This is a genomic window from Streptomyces sp. CC228A (genome assembly GCF_021390935.1).
In the GTDB taxonomy this organism is placed as follows: domain Bacteria; phylum Actinomycetota; class Actinomycetes; order Streptomycetales; family Streptomycetaceae; genus Streptomyces.
Map to the genome: position 1 here is coordinate 437,628 of NZ_JAJPUI010000005.1, position 18,647 is coordinate 456,274.

General features: G+C 69.6%; 12 protein-coding genes, 1 tRNA gene and 1 pseudogene. 6 read left to right on the forward strand and 8 right to left on the reverse strand.

What is annotated here, in order from left to right:
- Positions 1 to 87 precede the first annotated feature (87 nt).
- The 6 genes from L6E17_RS17455 to L6E17_RS17480 all read right to left on the reverse strand — a co-directional run bounded on the left by L6E17_RS17455 (position 88) and on the right by L6E17_RS17480 (position 6,997).
- The gene (locus L6E17_RS17455) at positions 88 to 1,317 is read right to left on the reverse strand and encodes a helix-turn-helix domain-containing protein (protein WP_236241666.1); all 1,230 of its coding nucleotides are present in this window, start codon (positions 1,315 to 1,317) and stop codon (positions 88 to 90) included.
- A gap of 475 nt (positions 1,318 to 1,792) precedes the next feature.
- The gene (locus L6E17_RS17460) at positions 1,793 to 2,371 is read right to left on the reverse strand and encodes a recombinase family protein (protein ID WP_236241667.1); all 579 of its coding nucleotides are present in this window, start codon (positions 2,369 to 2,371) and stop codon (positions 1,793 to 1,795) included.
- Positions 2,372 to 2,515: 144 nt separating this feature from the next.
- The gene (locus tag L6E17_RS17465; protein ID WP_236241668.1) at positions 2,516 to 3,223 is read right to left on the reverse strand and encodes a hypothetical protein; all 708 of its coding nucleotides are present in this window, start codon (positions 3,221 to 3,223) and stop codon (positions 2,516 to 2,518) included.
- 386 nt (positions 3,224 to 3,609) lie between these two features.
- Positions 3,610 to 5,316 carry a recombinase family protein gene (locus L6E17_RS17470; protein ID WP_236241669.1) on the reverse strand — a complete coding sequence of 569 codons (1,707 nt, stop codon included), beginning with the start codon at positions 5,314 to 5,316 and terminating at the stop codon, positions 3,610 to 3,612.
- The gene (locus L6E17_RS17475; protein WP_236241670.1) at positions 5,238 to 6,608 is read right to left on the reverse strand and encodes a DUF2252 domain-containing protein; all 1,371 of its coding nucleotides are present in this window, start codon (positions 6,606 to 6,608) and stop codon (positions 5,238 to 5,240) included. The genes L6E17_RS17470 and L6E17_RS17475 overlap by 79 nt, the downstream gene beginning before the upstream one ends.
- Positions 6,609 to 6,913: 305 nt before the next feature.
- Positions 6,914 to 6,997, reverse strand: a tRNA-Leu gene (locus L6E17_RS17480).
- A gap of 1,237 nt (positions 6,998 to 8,234) precedes the next feature.
- On the opposite strand from L6E17_RS17480, the pseudogene L6E17_RS17485 reads away from it, so the two are divergent.
- The 6 genes and pseudogenes from L6E17_RS17485 to pknB all read left to right on the forward strand — a co-directional run bounded on the left by L6E17_RS17485 (position 8,235) and on the right by pknB (position 16,412).
- Positions 8,235 to 9,106: pseudogene (locus L6E17_RS17485) on the forward strand (FhaA domain-containing protein).
- 10 nt (positions 9,107 to 9,116) lie between these two features.
- The gene (locus tag L6E17_RS17490) at positions 9,117 to 9,608 is read left to right on the forward strand and encodes an FHA domain-containing protein (RefSeq protein ID WP_236241671.1); all 492 of its coding nucleotides are present in this window, start codon (positions 9,117 to 9,119) and stop codon (positions 9,606 to 9,608) included.
- 137 nt (positions 9,609 to 9,745) lie between these two features.
- Positions 9,746 to 11,275 (forward strand): Stp1/IreP family PP2C-type Ser/Thr phosphatase, encoded by a 1,530-nt coding sequence (locus L6E17_RS17495; protein ID WP_236241672.1) that lies wholly within the window; start codon positions 9,746 to 9,748, stop codon positions 11,273 to 11,275.
- A 28-nt stretch (positions 11,276 to 11,303) separates the two neighbouring features.
- Positions 11,304 to 12,734: an FtsW/RodA/SpoVE family cell cycle protein gene (locus tag L6E17_RS17500; protein WP_236241673.1), complete on the forward strand. Its 1,431-nt coding sequence runs from the start codon at positions 11,304 to 11,306 to the stop codon at positions 12,732 to 12,734.
- Positions 12,731 to 14,188: a penicillin-binding protein 2 gene (locus L6E17_RS17505; protein WP_236241674.1), complete on the forward strand. Its 1,458-nt coding sequence runs from the start codon at positions 12,731 to 12,733 to the stop codon at positions 14,186 to 14,188. Before L6E17_RS17500 ends, L6E17_RS17505 begins: the two co-directional genes overlap by 4 nt.
- Positions 14,189 to 14,354: 166 nt before the next feature.
- Positions 14,355 to 16,412, forward strand: coding sequence for a Stk1 family PASTA domain-containing Ser/Thr kinase (gene pknB, locus L6E17_RS17510; RefSeq protein ID WP_236241675.1), 2,058 nt, complete (start codon positions 14,355 to 14,357; stop codon positions 16,410 to 16,412).
- A 404-nt stretch (positions 16,413 to 16,816) separates the two neighbouring features.
- Here pknB and L6E17_RS17515 read toward each other — a convergent pair whose 3' ends face one another.
- Together L6E17_RS17515 and L6E17_RS17520 are read right to left on the reverse strand one after the other, a co-directional pair.
- The gene (locus tag L6E17_RS17515) at positions 16,817 to 17,503 is read right to left on the reverse strand and encodes a class E sortase (protein WP_236241676.1); all 687 of its coding nucleotides are present in this window, start codon (positions 17,501 to 17,503) and stop codon (positions 16,817 to 16,819) included.
- 47 nt (positions 17,504 to 17,550) lie between these two features.
- Positions 17,551 to 18,477, reverse strand: coding sequence for a class E sortase (locus L6E17_RS17520; protein ID WP_236241677.1), 927 nt, complete (start codon positions 18,475 to 18,477; stop codon positions 17,551 to 17,553).
- Positions 18,478 to 18,647: the final 170 nt, after the last annotated feature.

The window sequence follows — 18,647 nt, forward strand, 5'->3', positions numbered from 1 at the left end:
CCCTCGGTCTCGACAGCAGGTCGAAGAACCGTAGGGGGGAGGGGAGTTGGCGAGGGGGACAAAGTGTCCCCCTACCCCTTTGGGGGACTACGCGGCCACGCCGACCGCCTCAGCGAGCGCGACCGCTTCACCCTTGAGCGGGCCGGTTGCCGTCTTGGCCAGTTCGGCAGCGAGCCCCCGCGCCATGGGCACATACCGGATGCCTTCCGGGGTCACGCGGTGGGCGTGGCTGAGGTAGTGCACGGCTGCCGCCGTCTCGCGCTTCTGCTGATGACCGGCCGCGATGTCGAGCAGCAGACGAGAGCGGCGCTCAAGCGACGTGATCCCTTCGGGCGCGATGCTCTCCGCACGCCGCAGCGCCTCACCGGGGGTAAGCAGACCCACGCCGACGCTCACGCCGTGAATGGCGACGTTGGATGCGTCGAACGCCGATTGCGTCTGGGTGTAGTCGGCGGGCAGTCGGCGGGCCGTACGGTCCGCTTCGGTGAGGTAGCGCTCAGCGTCGCCAGACCGACCGTCAAGGCCACATGAGATAGCGGCTTGCAGGTTCAACGCCCCGTAAACGCCGAGGAGTTCGGCCGGACCGTTCTCCAGTTGGTTACGCAGGAGCGCCATACCCGCTTCGTCGGTCTGAACGGCTTCTTCGGCGAAGCCTGCCGCACGCTGCCCGATGGCCGTTGACCAGGCGGCAAGGGCGAGCGATACCGGGTTGTCGGATTCCTCGCTGTGCGCGCGTCCACGGTCGAGAGCGAGCCAGTAAAGCTCAGGCTCACAGATGTGAGCCAAGAGCCGCTGAACAAGCCGGTACAGGTCCCCGGTGGCAGCGTGAGCGGTCCGCCGGTCGTCGCCCTGGTGAGCCTTGACGCACGCGTGGGCATCACGGATCAAGTCCGGTAGCAGCGCGCCCACTTCGGTCCGCTGGTGAGTGCTTGAGTGCCACAGTCGCCACGCGCCGTCTACGCGGCCTTTCAGCGCTTCGGGGGACACCGTGCCCACGGTCGGCGTGCCAGCGAACGAGACGCCGTGGAGCGCCGCCCTGATGGCCGCTACGGACCCATGCGACAGCTTGCCCACGGCGTCAGCGGGGATGCTCAGCTCTCCGCCCGTCAGCGTCGCCACGTCCGGGACGTGCAGCGCGTTCGCCAGACGCACAAGGTGCGTAATCGACCGTAGGTCACGGTCTCCGTTCTCAATCTTCTTGAGCCAATCAGGCGACCGGCCGACGAGACCGGCCAGCACGGGGCGACTCAGTCCCCGGCGCTCCCGAAGGATGCGGATACGTTCGCCGGTCGTCAGCTCTGCGGGCAGTTCGGTCATGTGCGCGCTCCCTGGCACGAAGTCAAGCCGTACGGCCAGAGTACGCCCGGCACTTCACCGGTGGCACCCGTTTGATCACCAGGTGTTCCGGTCAGCTGAGGCCGGATGCCTTGCGAGAGCGCGCCGACCCCGAAACCCGTACCGGGCCAGCGCTGCCACCACGTTCCGGTCCTAATCGGGGCGTTTCGGGGGTACTCCCCACCCCCTCAAGGGGTCATTCTCCGGGGTCGTCCAGCACGTTGCTGCTGGTCAAGCAGCGAACGTCACCCGAAAAAAGGGATCACACCTAGGGTGCGTACGTCGTGCTTGGGCCGGGGTTGCCAGGGAGGGTTGCGGCTGAACTTAGGCAGCGCCCCGCCCCTGGTGTGGTGAAACGGTGGTTCGGAGCCCGTTTCTATTTTCCTCGTGACTTCCTTCAAGGAAGACAGAAACAAGGTAAGAACCGCCGTTCCACCGCACCTTGCCCGCTGACGGACTACTCGGTGTCGCTCAGCGCCCGGTACAGCGTCGCGCGGGACACCCCGAGAGCCTTGGCAACGGCCGTGACACTCTCACCCTTCGCACGGCGCGCCTTGGCCGCAGCCACCTTGTCAGCGTCCATCACGGCCGGTCGTCCGCCAGTGCGGCCCTGTGCACGGGCAGCAGCGAGACCGGCCCGCGTACGATCCTTGATCAAGTCCCGCTCGAACTCCGCCATCGCGCCGACCACCTGAAGCATGAGCCGACCATCGGGCGTAGCGGGGTCGATGCTGGCCAGCGCCCCCGTCAGCACCCGGAAGCCGATACCGCGCTCCCGCAGAGCGTCCACCATCGTCACAAGGTCGATGAGCGAACGGGCGAACCGATCCAACTTCCACACGCACACCGTGTCTCCGGGGCGCGCGTAGTCGAGAACGGCGGCAAGCTCCGGGCGGTCCGTGTTCTTCCCGCTCGCCTTGTCCGTGAAGATCCGGGCGCAACCTGCCTCAGTCAGCGCGTCGTGCTGCAACTGCGCTTCCTGATCATCGGTGCTCACCCGTGCGTACCCGATCATGTGCCCCGTGTTCGCGTCCATGACGAGACAGTCTCACAACTCGTCTCAGAACATCAAGGGGTTTGAGTAAGTTCCGAGACGGGTTTTGCTACAGGGTTTCGGGGCTCTGGAGTGGTCGGCGGGGTCGTCTCAAAAACCATCGTTTGTGGACGCCTGTTTCAGTGGTCACGGAGAGCGATGATCAGCGAAAGGGAGCGCCACACCCCTCCACCCCTCGTACCCCGACAGCTTCCGGCGCGCACCGAAGCGCTTGTCCATCGCGGCGAACAAGGCGCGCTTGCCCGTCACCGTTCCCAGCGAGCGAGCCAGTACCGGTTCTGCCGACGCGAACGCATCCCACACAGCGGACGTACGGACATGCGCGCTGTGCGGTGCAGTCCCCAGACGCTTGACCCACGCGGCGGGGTCGTTCAGCGGAGCGCGGAACGCCTCGAACTGCGAAGCCAGCGACAGGAGTTGAGTCGCGCGTGCATCGGAAGCGGACTCAATCTCTGACGCCACGGCGCGCACGTCACGCTCTATGGCGGGGTCGACGTTGGCAGGAGCGGGAATGGACTCCAGTTCCTTGCGCAGCGCCGCCATGGACGCCAAGAGGTCGTCCTCTTCTTCGGCGGTAGTCGCATCGGGCAGCGCGTCCATGATCACCCCCATGCGGTCGCGTAGCACGCTCCGGCGCTCCGCGCTCCCCTCGTCGGCGTTCAGTCCCGCCACCACGGCGCGCAGCCACTCACCCATGCCGCGCCGAATCAGCGGCCAGTCCCGCCACTCCCCGCCCGGCGTCGTCCACTGCGCCCCCGACCACACGAACGGCAGGGGGGTTCCTGCCCTGTCGGCGTGCTGCGCTGCGGTGTCCAGGGCACAGCGAGCGGCCATGTCATCTATGTACTTACCCAAAGTTCACAAACCCCTTGAAAGGTGCGCTCCAACACTCTTCACCCCGCTGCCATGCCAGCCACAGACCAAGAGAGGTGACTCAAGGTGACTCGCAAGCCAGTCGCAAGGTGACTCCGAAGCTACGAGAAACCACAGGTCACCCGCTGTTTAGGTGAGAAGAGAGAGCAATATAAACAACTTCTCTCACGCTGTAAATCCAGATTCAGCTTCACAACCGTCACTCGTCACTCGACGCCAGCGCTCCCGACCATAGGCGCACCGACTGACACACACCTCCCAGGGGTCACACGCGCCCCCAGGAAAGCCGAACGGCCCGCCACCGGGGGGAATCCCAGCAACGGGCCGTGAACGGCGCTCAGACGGGCTCAGATGGTTGCGCTCCCACCAGGCTTCGCCCAGTGGATACGGGCTCGCTCGTTCACCGGGTCGGGCGCGTACTGTGTGCCGAACGCCGAAGCCTTCCGCACCTCCACCCGCTCAACGAAGAGCTTGAGGAACGCGCGCTTGTCGGCAAGGGTCGCCCCGTGCCACCACGATCCGGGGCCGATGGGGTCGCCTTCGTGAGCTGTCCAGATATCCACGCTGAGGACTTGCGGAGTCTCCGCCTCAAGAGCCGCTAGGCGCTCGTCTACGGCGCTGAGAGAAGCCTCAAGGCGGTCGCGCTTCTGAATGAATCGCTCGCGTCCCGTGGCCCCCTTGTAGACCCCGGCGTCATAGTCGTCGTACAGCTCGTCCAGCGCCGCTTTGTAGTCCGCGCGCTCCGCCACGATTGCTGACTTCTCCGCCACGGTTTCCGGGGCGCTCACAGTGGCAGCGAAACGGCGGGTCGCTTCGGTGAGCAACGCCATATCGCCCGGGTCTTCGTAGTCCAGTGCCACGAGTCGAGACATGACCGAACGGGCAACGTAGTCGTCCAGCCGGTCACGGAGAATGGAGACCGTCCCTTCGTGCGTGCTCTTCGTTCCCTTCTTGCGCTGACATGTGTACGTCGTCATGCGCGGGGAGTCTCCGGCTTGCTTGCACATGGTGTGTCCGCCTTCGCAGCGGAGAATGCCCAGCGCGGACAGAAGGGAGTCACCACGCGTGAGAAGAGTTCCCTTCGGCTTGCTGCCCTCCTTGTGGACGGCAAGGCACTTCTGCAACTCGTGGAAGTCGGCAGCGCCGATGATCGGCTCATGGGAGATCACGGGCTTTCCGTGCTCGTCCCGCACGCTGCGGTAGCCAGTCCGCCTCTGCCACGTGCCGGAGCCGTCTCGCTTCTGAACGGTTTCATACACGGGCTCAGTCAGGTGCCCCATGAGGCGCGGGTCTGTCAGCACGCGGCGAACGGTGGTCACCTTCCACGAAGGGGCAGCAATACCGCGCTTAGCGTGCGACTCGATGCCCCGGGTCGGCACGCCCGTTTCGTTGAGCCACGCGCACACTCCGGTGAGCGAACCCGGGTGCGACTTTCCTGGGACGTATGGCACGTCCTTGTGTTCGAGGATGCGCGCGACGATCTTCCGAATGATCGAGACTTCGTCCGGCTCGTGGACGAGCACGCGGATTGTGAGCTTTCCGTTTCGATGCACTTCCGTGCGGAAGCCGAAGGGCGGCACTCCGCCGACGAATCCCCCAGCGGCCTTGAGCGTCTTCTTTGTGCCGCTTACCGCCTTGCTCTTGTTCTTGCTTTCCTCGTGCGCGGCGTTGAGACGCATGAGAAGCGTGATCAGTCCAACAAGGTCATCCGTAATGGGACCCTCGTACACGCTGACGATCTGCACGCCCAGGCGCTGCAATTCCAGGATGACCGGAAGAGCATCCTTCGGCTCTTGCCGGGAAAAGCGGCTGATGTAGTTGACGACGATGACGTCAATCAGCCCGGAGCGCGCGTCCCCGAGCATTCGCTCAAAGTCGGGGCGCTCAACTCCGCTGTACGCGGAAAGGTCGATGTCCTCATACGTGGCCGTGTGCTTGAGGTCATCGGCCTTGTTGATCAGCGCGGTGCACTCGGCTACCTGCGTGATCGTGCTGCCTTCGCTCTTGTCCTTCCGGGCCTCTGACTGCCGGGCGTAGACGACCGCGCGCCGCACGGCCCCCACCCTGTCTGACGCAACGTCAATCGCGTTGCTGAGTGTGTCTGTCCGCATGGCGGTGAGCGTACCGGACATGACCTATGTCGCGTAGCAGAAGTCAGGCTGTCGCTGACGACCTGCATCCGCTTCTGCCCGAGGACGACCCGCCGCCCCTCGTGCCCGCAGTCGCCGCCGGCACTCTCCGCGGAAACGTCTCGGGCGAACCCGGCCGCCGGCAGATACGGCAGCAGCGCCGACGGCCGCGCCTCTTTCACCTGGAGCACCAGCGGCTCGCCCCGGTGGTCCAGGAGCAGCACCACGTACGACCGGGTGCCCACGCTGCCCGTACCGACGACACGGAACGCCACGTCGTGGATCGCGTACCGCGCCAGGAGCGGCCTCCGGTCGGGCGGCAGCGTCTCCAGGTACGGCCCCAGCGCGCCCGCGACCGCAGCCGCCTCCGCATCCGGCACCCTCCGCAGGACGGGCGGCGCGTCGACGAACCGACGCCCGCCGTCCTCGCAGAGCTCCGTCGCCTTGGCGGCGAACCGTGCGCTGGTGTTCCGCCGCGCCTTCTCCGAGACCCGCTCCAGGGTGCCGAGCAGGTCCCGCGCGTCCGTGTGGGAGACCAGTTCCTCGTCGGCGATGGCGTTCCAGGCGTCCAGCACCGGCAGTTTGGCCAGCAGGCGCATGGTCCGCCGGTAGGCGCCCACCGCGTCGTAGGCCGCCGCGAGGCAGACGTCCTCCGCCGCGCCGACCTCCCGCCCCGCCAGCACCAGGGACGCGGCGAGCCGCTTGACGTCCCACTCCCAGGGGCCGACGACGGTCTCGTCGAAGTCGTTGAGGTCGATGACCAGCCGCCCCCACTGGTCGCCGTACAACCCGAAGTTCGCGGCGTGCGCGTCACCGCATATCTGCGCGCCCACCCCGGTCACCGGGGTCTCCGCCAGGTCGTGAGCCATCAGCCCGGCCGCCCCGCGCAGGAACGAGAACGGTGTCGCCGCCATCCTCCCGGCCCGTATCGGCGCGAGCGCCGGCACCCGGCCGCGGTTGGACTCCTCCACGGCCCGCACCGCGTCCGGCCGCCCCGCCCCGACGACCAGCATGTCGTGCGACCGGCGGGGCACCCGCTCGCGCAGGGCCTTGCCGCGCGCCTTGGGCCCGTCGCTGCCGCCCGCCGCGTACGCCCCGTACTGCCGCTGCGCGAATCCCGGTACCACCGGAATCCGTACGCCATCGGCCGCGCCACCCCTGGTACGGGCGCCGCCCGCACGCTGAGCCGGCACGGCAACCCGCATCCCGTCGTCCATGAGCCCCCCGGTCCTTACTGGGCCGTACACCCGCCCGCCGTCGTTGAACCCAGAAGGTACCTGCCGCCCTTGCTCCCGTCTCCCCCTGTGGATAACCACCGGGAGAGCCTCTGGCCGACGGTCGTGGGCGGGACCAGACCGCGGCCGACCGGACGCCGGGCACCGACGGGCACCGACGGGCGCCGGTGCCCCGGTCGGCTCGGCGCGGACGACGCCGCCGGGCATCGAGGCTCAGGACGACATCGGACAGGACAACAGGAAAAGCAGAACGGGCGGCATCTATTGATGCCGCCCGTTCCGCGTTGTGCGCGAGGGGGGAGTTGAACCCCCACGCCCTTTCGGGCACTGGAACCTGAATCCAGCGCGTCTGCCTATTCCGCCACCCGCGCATTTGGGTGTTGCCGCCTCCGGCCTCCACCTTCTCGGTGCGACCGCCTGGCGACATCTGAAGATTAGCACGTCATGGCGGGCGGGTTCACATCCCTTTGTTTCGGCGGCCCGGCAGCCGAACAAGGAGGTAGGGGAGAGGCCCGGGAGCAGCGGGCTCCGACGCCACGGCGGGGGGCGGGCCACGGCCAGAGAGGTACGGGGAGAAGTGCGGCAGCAGGAACTCGGTGCCCGGCGGCCGGCCGAGGGGCCGCGCCGGCGAGCGCTCGTCTCCGGCGCCCGGCGGTCCGCCGAGCATCCCGGCCGTCGAGCATCCCGGCCGCCGAGCATCCCGGCCGTCGAGCGTCGCCCTCCACCGACGGATGCCTGCACCCGGCGCCCGGCCCGGGCAGCCCGCCGCCGGCGAAGGAGCCCGGTCGGCGAAGGCGGCCCGCCTCTCGCGCCGGACCCCCGCGCCGGGACTCGCCTCCGCGTCCTCAGTGCCGCAGACCGCGGACCGCACCCCGGAGCCGACCGCCGGCCACCGCCGGCCACCCGCGCCTCCGCGGCCGAGCCGGAACGCACCGGACGCGACGCCGCCGCGCAGCCCCGCGGAGCCTCCGGTCCGCACCCGGCACACGACCCGCTCCGGTCCTCCGCCGCGACCTGTCCCCTCCCCTCTCCTCCTCACCGACCCGAAACAGCCCGGAAGCGGCACGGTAAGGGCACGGAAAGGGCACGGAAGCAGCACGAGGGCACTCCTGCCCCGGCGATGCCCCGGCTTCGCGACGGCTGCACCCACGCACCCACCCCGCCACCGCCCGAGCACCGTGCTCCACCGACCCGGAAGGCACCGCCCACCGCCTCCCACCACGACATCACCGCCCCCGGCACCCACTCCCCACCACCGCCCCTGCAACCACCACCCACCCGCACCGACCACCACCCCCACCCCCGACGACGACCACCACCCCCCGCAAGCACCGCCGACGACCGCCCTGGCACCCGCGCCGGCACCGGGCCCCGCAGGCCCGCCCCGGTGTCCGAGCCGCGGGGGCCGAATCCGGGCGCCCTCGTCCCGTACACCCCCGCTCCGCGCAGGGTGCGGGACACTGTCCACAGGGCGCCTCTACGATCCGTGTGGGAGATGTGAGAGGTGACACTTATCCACAGGGCAGAGAAGGGGAACCAGCCGATTTCCCGACGCGTGGATACGATCAGTAAGCAGTACCAGGACGGCAACGACGGAGGAGGTGCCCGATGGGAGTCCTGAAGCGGTTCGAGCAGCGTCTCGAAGGCCTGGTCAACGGCACCTTCGCCAAGGTCTTCAAGTCCGAGGTCCAGCCTGTCGAGATCGCCGGAGCCCTCCAGCGCGAGTGCGACAACAACGCGACGATCTGGAACCGGGACCGCACGGTCGTCCCCAACGACTTCATCGTGGAGCTCAGCGCACCGGACTACGAGCGCCTGAGCCCCTACTCCGGGCAGCTCGGCGACGAGCTCGCCGGCCTGGTCCGCGACTACGCGAAGCAGCAGCGGTACACCTTCATGGGCCCCATCAAGGTGCACCTGGAGAAGGCCGACGACCTCGACACCGGCCTGTACCGGGTGCGCAGCCGCACGCTCGCGTCCAGTTCCTCCCCGTCGGCGCAGCCCCTGGACCCGGGCCACGCCGGTCCGGCCGCGCCACCGCCCGGCCAGGGCCGTCCCGGCGGCTACGGCTATCCGCCGGCCGGCGCCCCGCCCATGCCCGCCGCGCCGCCGCCCGGCACCGGGGCGGGCGGCCCCCGTCCCGGAGCCGTCTCGCCGCACCGGCCGCCGGGCGCCCCGGCCACACCCCGGGCACCGGCCAGGTGCGCCGCTGGATCGAGATCAACGGCACCCGCCACCAGATCTCCCGCCCGACGCTGGTCCTGGGCCGCAGCACCGACGCCGACGTGCGGATCGACGACCCCGGCGTGTCCCGCCGGCACTGCGAGATCCGGACCGGAACGCCCTCGACGATCCAAGATCTCGGGTCCACCAACGGCATCGTGGTGGACGGGCAGCAGACCACCCGCGCTACGCTCCGCGACGGCTCGCGGATCATCGTGGGCAGCACCACCATCATTTTCCGGCAAGCCGAAGGGTGAAGCGGGGGCAATGTCAGAGCTGACCCTCACGGTCATGCGGTTGGGTTTCCTCGCCGTACTGTGGCTGTTCGTCATCGTGGCCGTCCAGGTCATCCGCAGCGACCTGTTCGGCACGCGGGTCACGCAGCGCGGCGCGCGCCGCGAGAGCGCCCGCCCGCAGGCGTCGGGCCGCCAGAGCGCCCCTCCGCAGCAGCGGCAGCGCCGTGGCGCCCCCACGAAGCTGGTCGTCTCCGAGGGCACGCTCACCGGCACCACGGTCGCCCTCCAGGGCCAGACGATCACGCTGGGCCGGGCCCACGACTCCACGATCGTGCTGGACGACGACTACGCCTCCAGCCGCCATGCCAGGATCTACCCGGACCGTGACGGCCAGTGGATCGTCGAGGACCTCGGGTCCACGAACGGCACGTACCTCGACCGGAGCCGACTCACCTCGCCGACCCCCGTTCCGCTGGGAGCGCCGATCCGCATCGGCAAGACCGTCATCGAGCTGCGGAAGTAGTGCTACATCATGAAGAGGCGCGAGCGGAGCGAGCGAGCCGCAGCGGTCCGCGCGGACCGGGCAGGGCTCCCGACCGGAGGGTGGGCAGTGTGGCTCGACGAGACCGGCTGTACCCCGAGCCGACAGGTGAGGTGCGCATGAGTCTGTCACTGCGCTTCGCCGCCGGGTCGCACAAAGGCATGATCCGCGAGGGCAACGAGGACTCCGGTTACGCCGGCCCGCGGCTCCTCGCGATCGCCGACGGCATGGGCGGCCAGGCCGCCGGCGAAGTCGCCTCCTCCGAGGTGATCTCCACCCTCGTCACGCTCGACGACGACATCCCCGGCTCGGACATCCTCACCTCGCTCGGTACGGCCGTGCAGCGGGCCAACGACCAGCTCCGGATGATGGTCGAGGAGGACCCGCAGCTGGAGGGCATGGGCACCACCCTCACAGCCCTCCTGTGGACCGGCCAGCGCCTCGGGCTCGTGCACGTCGGCGACTCGCGCGCGTACCTGCTGCGCGACGGCGTCCTCACGCAGATCACCCAGGACCACACGTGGGTGCAGCGGCTCGTCGACGAGGGGCGCATCACCGAGGAGGAGGCCACCACCCATCCCCAGCGCTCCCTCCTCATGCGCGCCCTGGGCAGCGGCGACCACGTCGAGCCGGACCTGTCCATCCGCGAGGTCCGCGCCGGCGACCGCTACCTCGTCTGTTCCGACGGACTGTCAGGCGTCGTCTCCCACCAGACGCTGGAGGAGACCCTCGCCAGCTACCAGGGCCCGCAGGAGACCGTCCAGGAACTGATCCAGCTGGCCCTGCGCGGCGGCGGCCCCGACAACATCACGGTGATCATCGCCGACGTCCTCGACGTGGACGGCGGCGACACCCTGGCCGGGCAGCTCCACGACGCACCGGTCGTGGTCGGCGCGGTCGCCGAGAACCAGCCGCAGCTGAACGACGGCGGCGCGATGCAGACCCCCGCGGGCCGGGCCTCCGGGCTAGGGCGCCCCGCCCCGCAGGCACCGGCCGGCGGCTTCGGCCCGCCCGGGAGCGGCCAGGACATCGACTACTCCGGTATGCCGCCGGAGGGCGACCACCGGGCGTACCGCGACGAGGACCTCGCCAAGCCACGCCGCAAAGGCGGCTGGCTCAAAAGGATCTTCCTGATGGTGCTCGTGCTGGGTCTGCTCGGTGCGGGCGGGTACGCCGGCTGGCGCTGGACCCAGACCCAGTACTACGTCGGCGCGAACAACGGGCACGTCGCCCTCTACCGCGGCATCAGCCAGAAGCTCGCGTGGATCTCGCTGTCCGAGGTGGAGAAGGACCACCCCGACATCGAACTCAAGTACCTCCCCGCCTACTACCAGCAGCAGGTCGAGGAGACCATCGCCGGCGGCAGCCTCGCCAAGGCCGAGGCGAAGATCAGAGAACTGGGCGTCCAGGCGAGCGCCTGCCGCAAGAGCGAGCAGGCCCGCGAGGCCGCCGAGCGCTCGGCCGCCACCGCGCCCGCCGCCTCCGCGTCGCCGTCCCCCTCCACGTCCGCGTCCCCGGCCGCGGGGGAGCAGCCCGACGGCACGGCCGACGCCAAGCCCGGCGCCGCCGCGACCACGCCCACCCCCGCCCCGGGTCCCACCCTCACGGAGGACGAGAAGCGGGCGGCCTCGAACTGCGGCAAGCAGTAAGCACCCGTAGGGGGGCCTTCTCACCACCATGAGCGTTGTCACCAACACGACCACCATCGGCGCGATCGACGCACCGAGCCGCCGCAACACGGAGTTGCTGCTGCTGGCGTTCGCCGTCGCCATCCCGGTCTTCGCGTACCTGAACGTCGGCCTCGCCATCGACGGCGAGGTCCCGGCCGGCATGCTCGGCTACGGTGTCGGCCTCGGCCTGCTCGCCGGCATCGCGCACCTGCTGGTGCGGAAGTTCGCCCGGTACGCGGACCCTCTGCTGCTGCCGCTGGCGACCCTGCTGAACGGCCTGGGCCTGGTGCTGATCTGGCGGCTGGACCAGTCGCCGCGGATCCAGAGCATGTACAAGACGTTCACCCCGGACGCGCCCAAGCAGCTCATGTACTCGGCGATCGGCGTCGCGTTCTTCCTGCTGGTGCTGCTGTTCCTCAAGGACCACCGGGTACTCCAGCGCTACACGTACATCTCGATGATGGTGGCGATCGTCCTCCTGCTGCTGCCGCTGGTGCCCGGGCTGGGCACGGACAGCTTCGGCGCCAAGATCTGGATCAACATCGCCGGGTTCTCGGTGCAGCCGGGAGAGTTCGCCAAGATCGTGCTGGCGGTGTTCTTCTCCGGCTACCTGATGGTGAAGCGCGACGCGCTCGCGCTGGCCAGCCGCCGCTTCATGGGCCTCTACCTGCCCCGCGGCCGCGACCTCGGCCCGATCCTCACCATCTGGGCGCTCAGCCTGGTCATCCTGGTCTTCGAGAACGACCTCGGCACGTCGCTGCTGTTCTTCGGCCTGTTCGTCATCATGCTGTACGTGGCGACCGAGCGGACCAGCTGGATCGTGATGGGTCTGCTGATGGCCGTGGGCGGCGCGGTCGCCGTCGGCTCGTTCGCCGGGCACGTGCAGTCCCGCGTGGCGGCGTGGCTCGACCCCTTCGAGTGCCTGGAGACGGCGCCCCCGAACACCAACATGGCCTGGGCCTGCGACCAGATGACGCAGGTGCACATGTCGTTCGGCGCGGGCGGCACCATCGGCACCGGCCTCGGCCAGGGCAACTCCGACCTGATCCGGTTCGCCGCCAACTCCGACTTCATCTTCGCCACCGTCGGGGAGGAGCTCGGCCTGGCCGGCGCCATGGCCTTCATCCTCCTGTACGGCCTGATCATCGAGCGCGGTCTGCGCACCGCCCTCGCGGCCCGCGACCCGTTCGGCAAGCTCCTCGCCTGCGGGCTGTCGGGGGCCTTCGCCCTCCAGGTCTTCGTGGTCGCCGGCGGTGTGATGGGCCTCATCCCGCTGACCGGTATGACCATGCCGTTCCTCGCGTACGGCGGCTCCTCCGTCATCGCGAACTGGGCGCTCATCGCGATCCTGCTGCGCGTCAGCGACACCGCCCGCCGCCCGGCCCCGGCCCCCGCCCCGAACCCCGACGCCGAGATGACCCAGGTGGTCCGACAGTGAACAAGCCCCTGCGCCACATCGCCATCTTCTGCGGCCTGCTGGTGCTCGCGCTGCTGCTGCGGGACAACTGGCTCCAGTTCGTCCGCAGCGACGAGCTCAACTCGCACCCGAAGAACCAGCGGACCGCCATCGAGCGGTACAGCTACCCGCGCGGCAACATCATCGTCGACGGCAAGCCGATCACCGGCTCCGCCGAGAGCGACGACTCGATGTACAAGTACCGGCGCACCTACGTCGACGGCCCGCTGTGGGCGCCCGTCACCGGCTACGCCTCCTCGGTCTTCGGCTCCGACAAGCTGGAGAAGATCTACGACCCGATCCTCACCGGCAACGACGACCGGCTGTTCTTCGACCGCACGCTCAGCATGTTCACCGGCGAGACGAAGAAGGGCGGCAACGTCGTCACGACGCTCAACGCCGCCGCGCAGAAGGCCGCTTACGAGGGCCTCGGTGACAAGAAGGGCGCGGTCGCCGCCATCGACCCGCAGACGGGCAAGATCCTGGCGCTGGCCTCCACGCCCTCGTACGATCCGGGCAGCATCGCGGGGCGTTCGAACGCCGACGGCAAGGCGTGGAACGCGATCCAGAAGGACCCCGACAAGCCGTTCCAGAACCGGCCGCTGCGCGAGATCTACCCTCCCGGTTCCACGTTCAAGGTGGTCACGGCGGCCGCCGCGATAGAGGCGGGCATCGTCAAGGACATCAACGCGCCGACGGACACGCCCGAGCCGTACATGATCCCGCTGTCCCGGACGCCCATGAAGAACCACGCCCAGGGCTGCGAGAACGCCACCCTGCTGTACTCCATGCAGTGGTCCTGCAACTCCGTCTTCGCGAAGCTCGGTGACGAGGTCGGCCGCGACAAGATGGTCGAGATGTCCGAGAAGTTCGGTTTCAATTCGGAGATCTTCACCCCGATCCGCGCCGTCGCCTCGGTCTACGACAAGAACATGGACCGCGGCGGTAACGCCCAGTCCGCGATCGGCCAGTTCAACACCGCGACCACGCCCCTCCAGATGGCCATGGTCGCCGCCGCCATCGCCAACGACGGCAAGCTGATGAAGCCGTACATGGTCGACTCGATCATGGCGCCGAACCTCGACCCGATCGAGAGGTTCGAGCCCGAGGAGATGAGCCGGCCCATGTCCGCGGAGACCGCGCAGCTCGTCCAGAAGATGATGGAGGTCACGGTCGAGGAGGGCACCGGCACGAAGGCCCGGATCCCCGGCACCAAGGTCGGCGGCAAGACGGGCACCGCGCAGCACGGCGAGAAGAACAAGGCCCGCCCCTACGCCTGGTTCATCTCGTACGCCAAGACCGACAGCGGCTCCCCCGTCGCCGTCGCCGTCATCGTCGAGGACTCCGACGCCACCCGCGACGACATCAGCGGCGGCGGCCTCGCGGGGCCGATCGCCCGCGATGTGATGAAGGCGGTCCTCGACAGCCGTGGGTGACGCGTGTGGCCTGTGTGATGTCCGCGGTGCCTGTGTACCGGTCCCGTATCAGCTTCCGGTCACGGCCTGATCAGCTTCCCGTGCCCGGTAGCCTTTGCCCGAACAGCACACCGCCGGACCACACAGACGGGTGCGGTCGGGACTGACGGAGAGGGCTGGAACAGTTATGGAAGAGCCGCGTCGCCTCGGCGGCCGGTACGAGCTGGGCTCGGTGCTCGGCCGTGGTGGCATGGCCGAGGTCTACCTCGCCCACGACACCAGGCTCGGCCGCACCGTCGCCGTGAAGACGCTGCGGGCGGACCTGGCCCGTGACCCGTCCTTCCAGGCCCGGTTCCGCCGTGAGGCCCAGTCCGCCGCCTCGCTCAACCACCCGGCGATCGTCGCCGTCTACGACACCGGTGAGGACTACGTCGACGGGGTCTCCATCCCGTACATCGTGATGGAGTACGTCGACGGCTCCACCCTCCGCGAGCTGCTGCACTCCGGGCGCAAGCTGCTGCCCGAGCGCACTCTGGAGATGACCGTCGGCATCCTCCAGGCGCTGGAGTACTCGCACCGCGCCGGCATCGTCCACCGCGACATCAAGCCCGCGAACGTCATGCTGACCCGCACCGGTCAGGTCAAGGTCATGGACTTCGGCATCGCCCGTGCCATGGGTGACGCCGGCATGACCATGACGCAGACCGCGGCCGTCATCGGCACCGCGCAGTACCTCTCCCCCGAGCAGGCGAAGGGCGAGACCGTCGACGCCCGCTCCGACCTGTACTCCACCGGCTGCCTGCTGTACGAGCTGCTGACCGTCCGGCCGCCGTTCATCGGCGACTCGCCGGTGGCGGTCGCCTACCAGCACGTAAGGGAGGAGCCGCAGCCGCCCAGCGTCTTCGACCCCGAGATCACGCCCGAGATGGACGCGATCGTGTTGAAGGCCCTGGTCAAGGACCCGGACTACCGCTACCAGTCGGCCGACGAGATGCGCGCCGACATCGAGGCGTGCCTGGAGGGCCGCCAGCCGGTGGCCGCGACCGCGGCGATGGGCGCCATGGGCGCTCCCGGTGGCTACGGCTACCCGCACCCCGACGCGCCGACCACCGCGATGCACCCCGCGGACCCGACCGCGCAGACCTCGATGCTGCCGCCCATGAACCCGGACGACGGCGGCTACGGCTACGACGACCGGGGCGCCGGGCGGCGCCGCCAGCCCCAGAAGAAGTCCAACGTCTCCACGGTGCTGCTGGCCCTCGCGGGCATCCTCGTGCTCGTCGGCGCGGTCCTCATCGGCCGCGCGGTCTTCGACACCGAGGAGGGCCCGCGCGAGGTCGTCGTCCCCAACCTGGTCGGGCAGACGATGGAGGCCGCCCGGAAGTCGGCGGTGAACGCCACGGTCCAGGTGAAGCAGGAGGGCACCGAGCGCTGCGACCAGCCCAAGGACGCCATCTGCCGCCAGCAGCCGGAGGCCGACGGCACCGCCAAGATCGCGGAGAACGGCGAGATCAGGGTCTGGCTCTCCGAGGGCGCCCCGCTCGTCAAGGTCCCCAGCGTGCTGCAGCAGAGCCAGGAGCTGGCGACCGGCAACCTCAAGAACGAGGGCTTCAAGGTCAAGGTCGAGACCGAGGAATCCGACAAGCCCGAGGGCACGGTCATCCGCCAGGACCCGGAGGGCCTCACCGAGGCCGAGAAGGGCAGCGAGGTCACGATCACCATCGCGACCCAGGCGAAGGTGGACGTGCCGCGCGTGATCGGCCAGCAGTACGACTCGGCGAAGGCGCAGCTGGAGGGCCTGGAGTTCCGGGTCCTGCGCGAGGAGGTCGACTCGGACAAGCCGGCGGGCGAGGTCATCGACCAGGCGCCGGGCGAGGGCCAGCAGGCCGCCAAGGGCTCCGCGATCACGCTGAAGGTCTCCAAGGGCCCGCAGCAGCAGAAGGTCCCCGCTCCGACGCTGACCGGGAAGCCGCTGGCGCAGGCGCAGCAGGAGGCAGCCGCGCAGGGCTTCCAGCTGGCGGTCGACGGCCCGAACGACGGGACGGCCTTCGTGGTCGACCAGGACCCCAAGCCCGGCAAGCCGGCCGACCCGAACTCGACGATCAACGTCAAGACGCGGGCCTTCGGCGGCGGCAACCCCGGTGGCGGCGGCGACAACGACAACGGTGACAACGGGAACGACGACCAGGGCGGCTGGTTCGGCTTCGGCGAGCAAGGCGCGGTGATCCCGACCAAGCCGGAGTGAGGCATGCGCACCCAGGCATGAGGGGGCCCGGAACCCGCAGGGGTTCCGGGCCCCCTCATATGTCCGCCGGACCGCCTCGCTGCCGGGTCGCCACGCCGCCAGGCGCCTCGCTGCCGGGTCTCGCCCCGTCCGGCCGGGACGCGGGCCGGTGGGGCCGCCGCTCGGCTTCGGGCCGCCCCGTGCACCGCGTCCGGTGCTGCTCACGCCGCCCCGGCCCCGCAGGGCGCGGCTCCGGCCCGGCGGGGAGCGGCTCAGACCCGGCGGGGTGCAGGCTGAGGTCCGGCGGGGTACGGGCTCAGGTCCGGCGGGGTGCAGGCTGAGGTCCGGCGGGGTGCGGGCTCAGGCCCGCTCCGTGCGCCCGCCTCCTGCGGTGAGCGCCCCGGGCAGCCCCTCCGCGGCGGCGGCTACCGCAGCTCCGCCGGCTTCGTGCGGTCCTTGTCGACCTTCTCGGTGCGCTCCAGCTCGCCCCACACGATGTAGCGGTGCTTGGAGGTGAGGACCGGGGTGCAGGTCGTCAGCGTGATGTAGCGGCCCGGCTTGGTCTTCCCCGACTGCTTCGGGATCGGCTCCAGCACCTCGACGTTGTACTTCGAGGTTTCCGGGAGCGTCTTGTAGACCTTGTAGATGTACCAGGTGTCCTTGGTCTCGAAGACGATCGAGTCGCCGAACTTCAGCTTGTCGATGTTGTGGAACTTCGCCCCGTGCCCGTCGCGGTGAGCGGCCAGCGTGAAGTTGCCCTGCTTGTCCTGCGGCAGCGCCGACTTGATCGGGTCGGTGTAGTAGCCGGCGACGCCGTGGTTGAGGACGTCCTCGCCGGTGCCCTTCTTGACCAGCACCTCGCCGTTGTCCATCGCCGGGACATGCAGGAAGCCGATGCCGTCCTTGGTGTCCAGTGCCCCGGGCCCCGTGTCGGCCGCCGACCAGCGCTCGCGTATCGCGTCGCTCTGCCGGCCGGCCTCGCGTTCGGCGAGGACGTTGGTCCACCACAGCGAGTAGACGACGAACAGGCCCATCAGCACGCCTGCGGTGATCAGCAGTTCGCCGAAGACACTGATGGCGGCGGCGATCCGGCCGCGCACACGTGCTGCCACTACTTCTTCCCGTCTTGAGATGTCGCCCGGGCCCGGGCCCGCCTGCGTCAGCCGGTGAGGGCCTGCGGTTCGCCCTTGTCCCGGGGCCGTTCCTCGACCATCTTGCCCCACACGATCATGCGGTACGTACTGGTGAACTCCGGCGTGCAGGTGGTCAGAGTGATGTACCGGCCGGGCTCCTTGAAGCCGGATCCGTCGGGGATCGGCTTCAGCACCGAGATGTTCGACGGCGGGGTCTGCGGCAGGATACTCGCCATCTCGTAGACGTAGTACGTGTCCCGGGTCTCCACGACGATGGGGTCGCCGGGCTTGAGCTGGTTGATGTAGCGGAACGGCTCGCCGTGGGTGTTGCGGTGCCCGGCGACCGCGAAGTTGCCCTCCTTGTCGGAGGGCATGGCGGTCTTCAGAGCACCTTCGGCGTAGTGGCCGACCAGGCCCTTGTCGAGCACCTTCTCCTTGTCGATGCCCTCGGCGACGGGGACGGCCACGTCCAGCTTGGGGATGTGCAGGATCGCGAAGCCCTCGCCCGCCTCGAAGGCCTTGGGCGCGCCGGCGCCCCCCTTCGCCCAGTCCTCCGTGATCCGGTTCTTCGCCTCGTCGACCTCCATGCCGGCCTGCACGTTCGTCCACACCAGCTGGTAGACGACGAACAGCAGCATGAGCACGCCGAAGGTGATGAAGATCTCACCGACGGCCCGGCTGGCGATGACGGCGAAGCTCTCCTTCGCGGCCCGGGCCGCCCTGCGCGCCTCCATACGCGTCATGGGCGCGCCGCCCGCCGCGGAGGCGGTCGGGGGAGGCGGGGTGGCGGGGCCGGCCGCGCCCCGACGGCGCCCGCGGCCCTTGGCGGCCCGCCGCCGCTCGGCCCGGCCGCCGACGGGCGCCGCGGCGGTGTCGCCGCCCGGGTGGGCGCCGGCCGAGTGGTCGGCCGCCGGTTCTCGGTCCGCTCTTCGCGGCTCCTCCACGACCGGCATGGCGGCGGTGTCGCCATGGCCGCGGGCGCGGTCGCGGCGCCGCCGTCATGGCGCGGGGCCGTGCCGCCGGGGCCGGTGGTGGGGCCGACGTGGTCCGGAGCCGCCTCGGTGGCGTACGCGCCGGGGTGCCCGTACGGCTCCTGGGGTGCCGCTGCGTACGGATCGGCCGG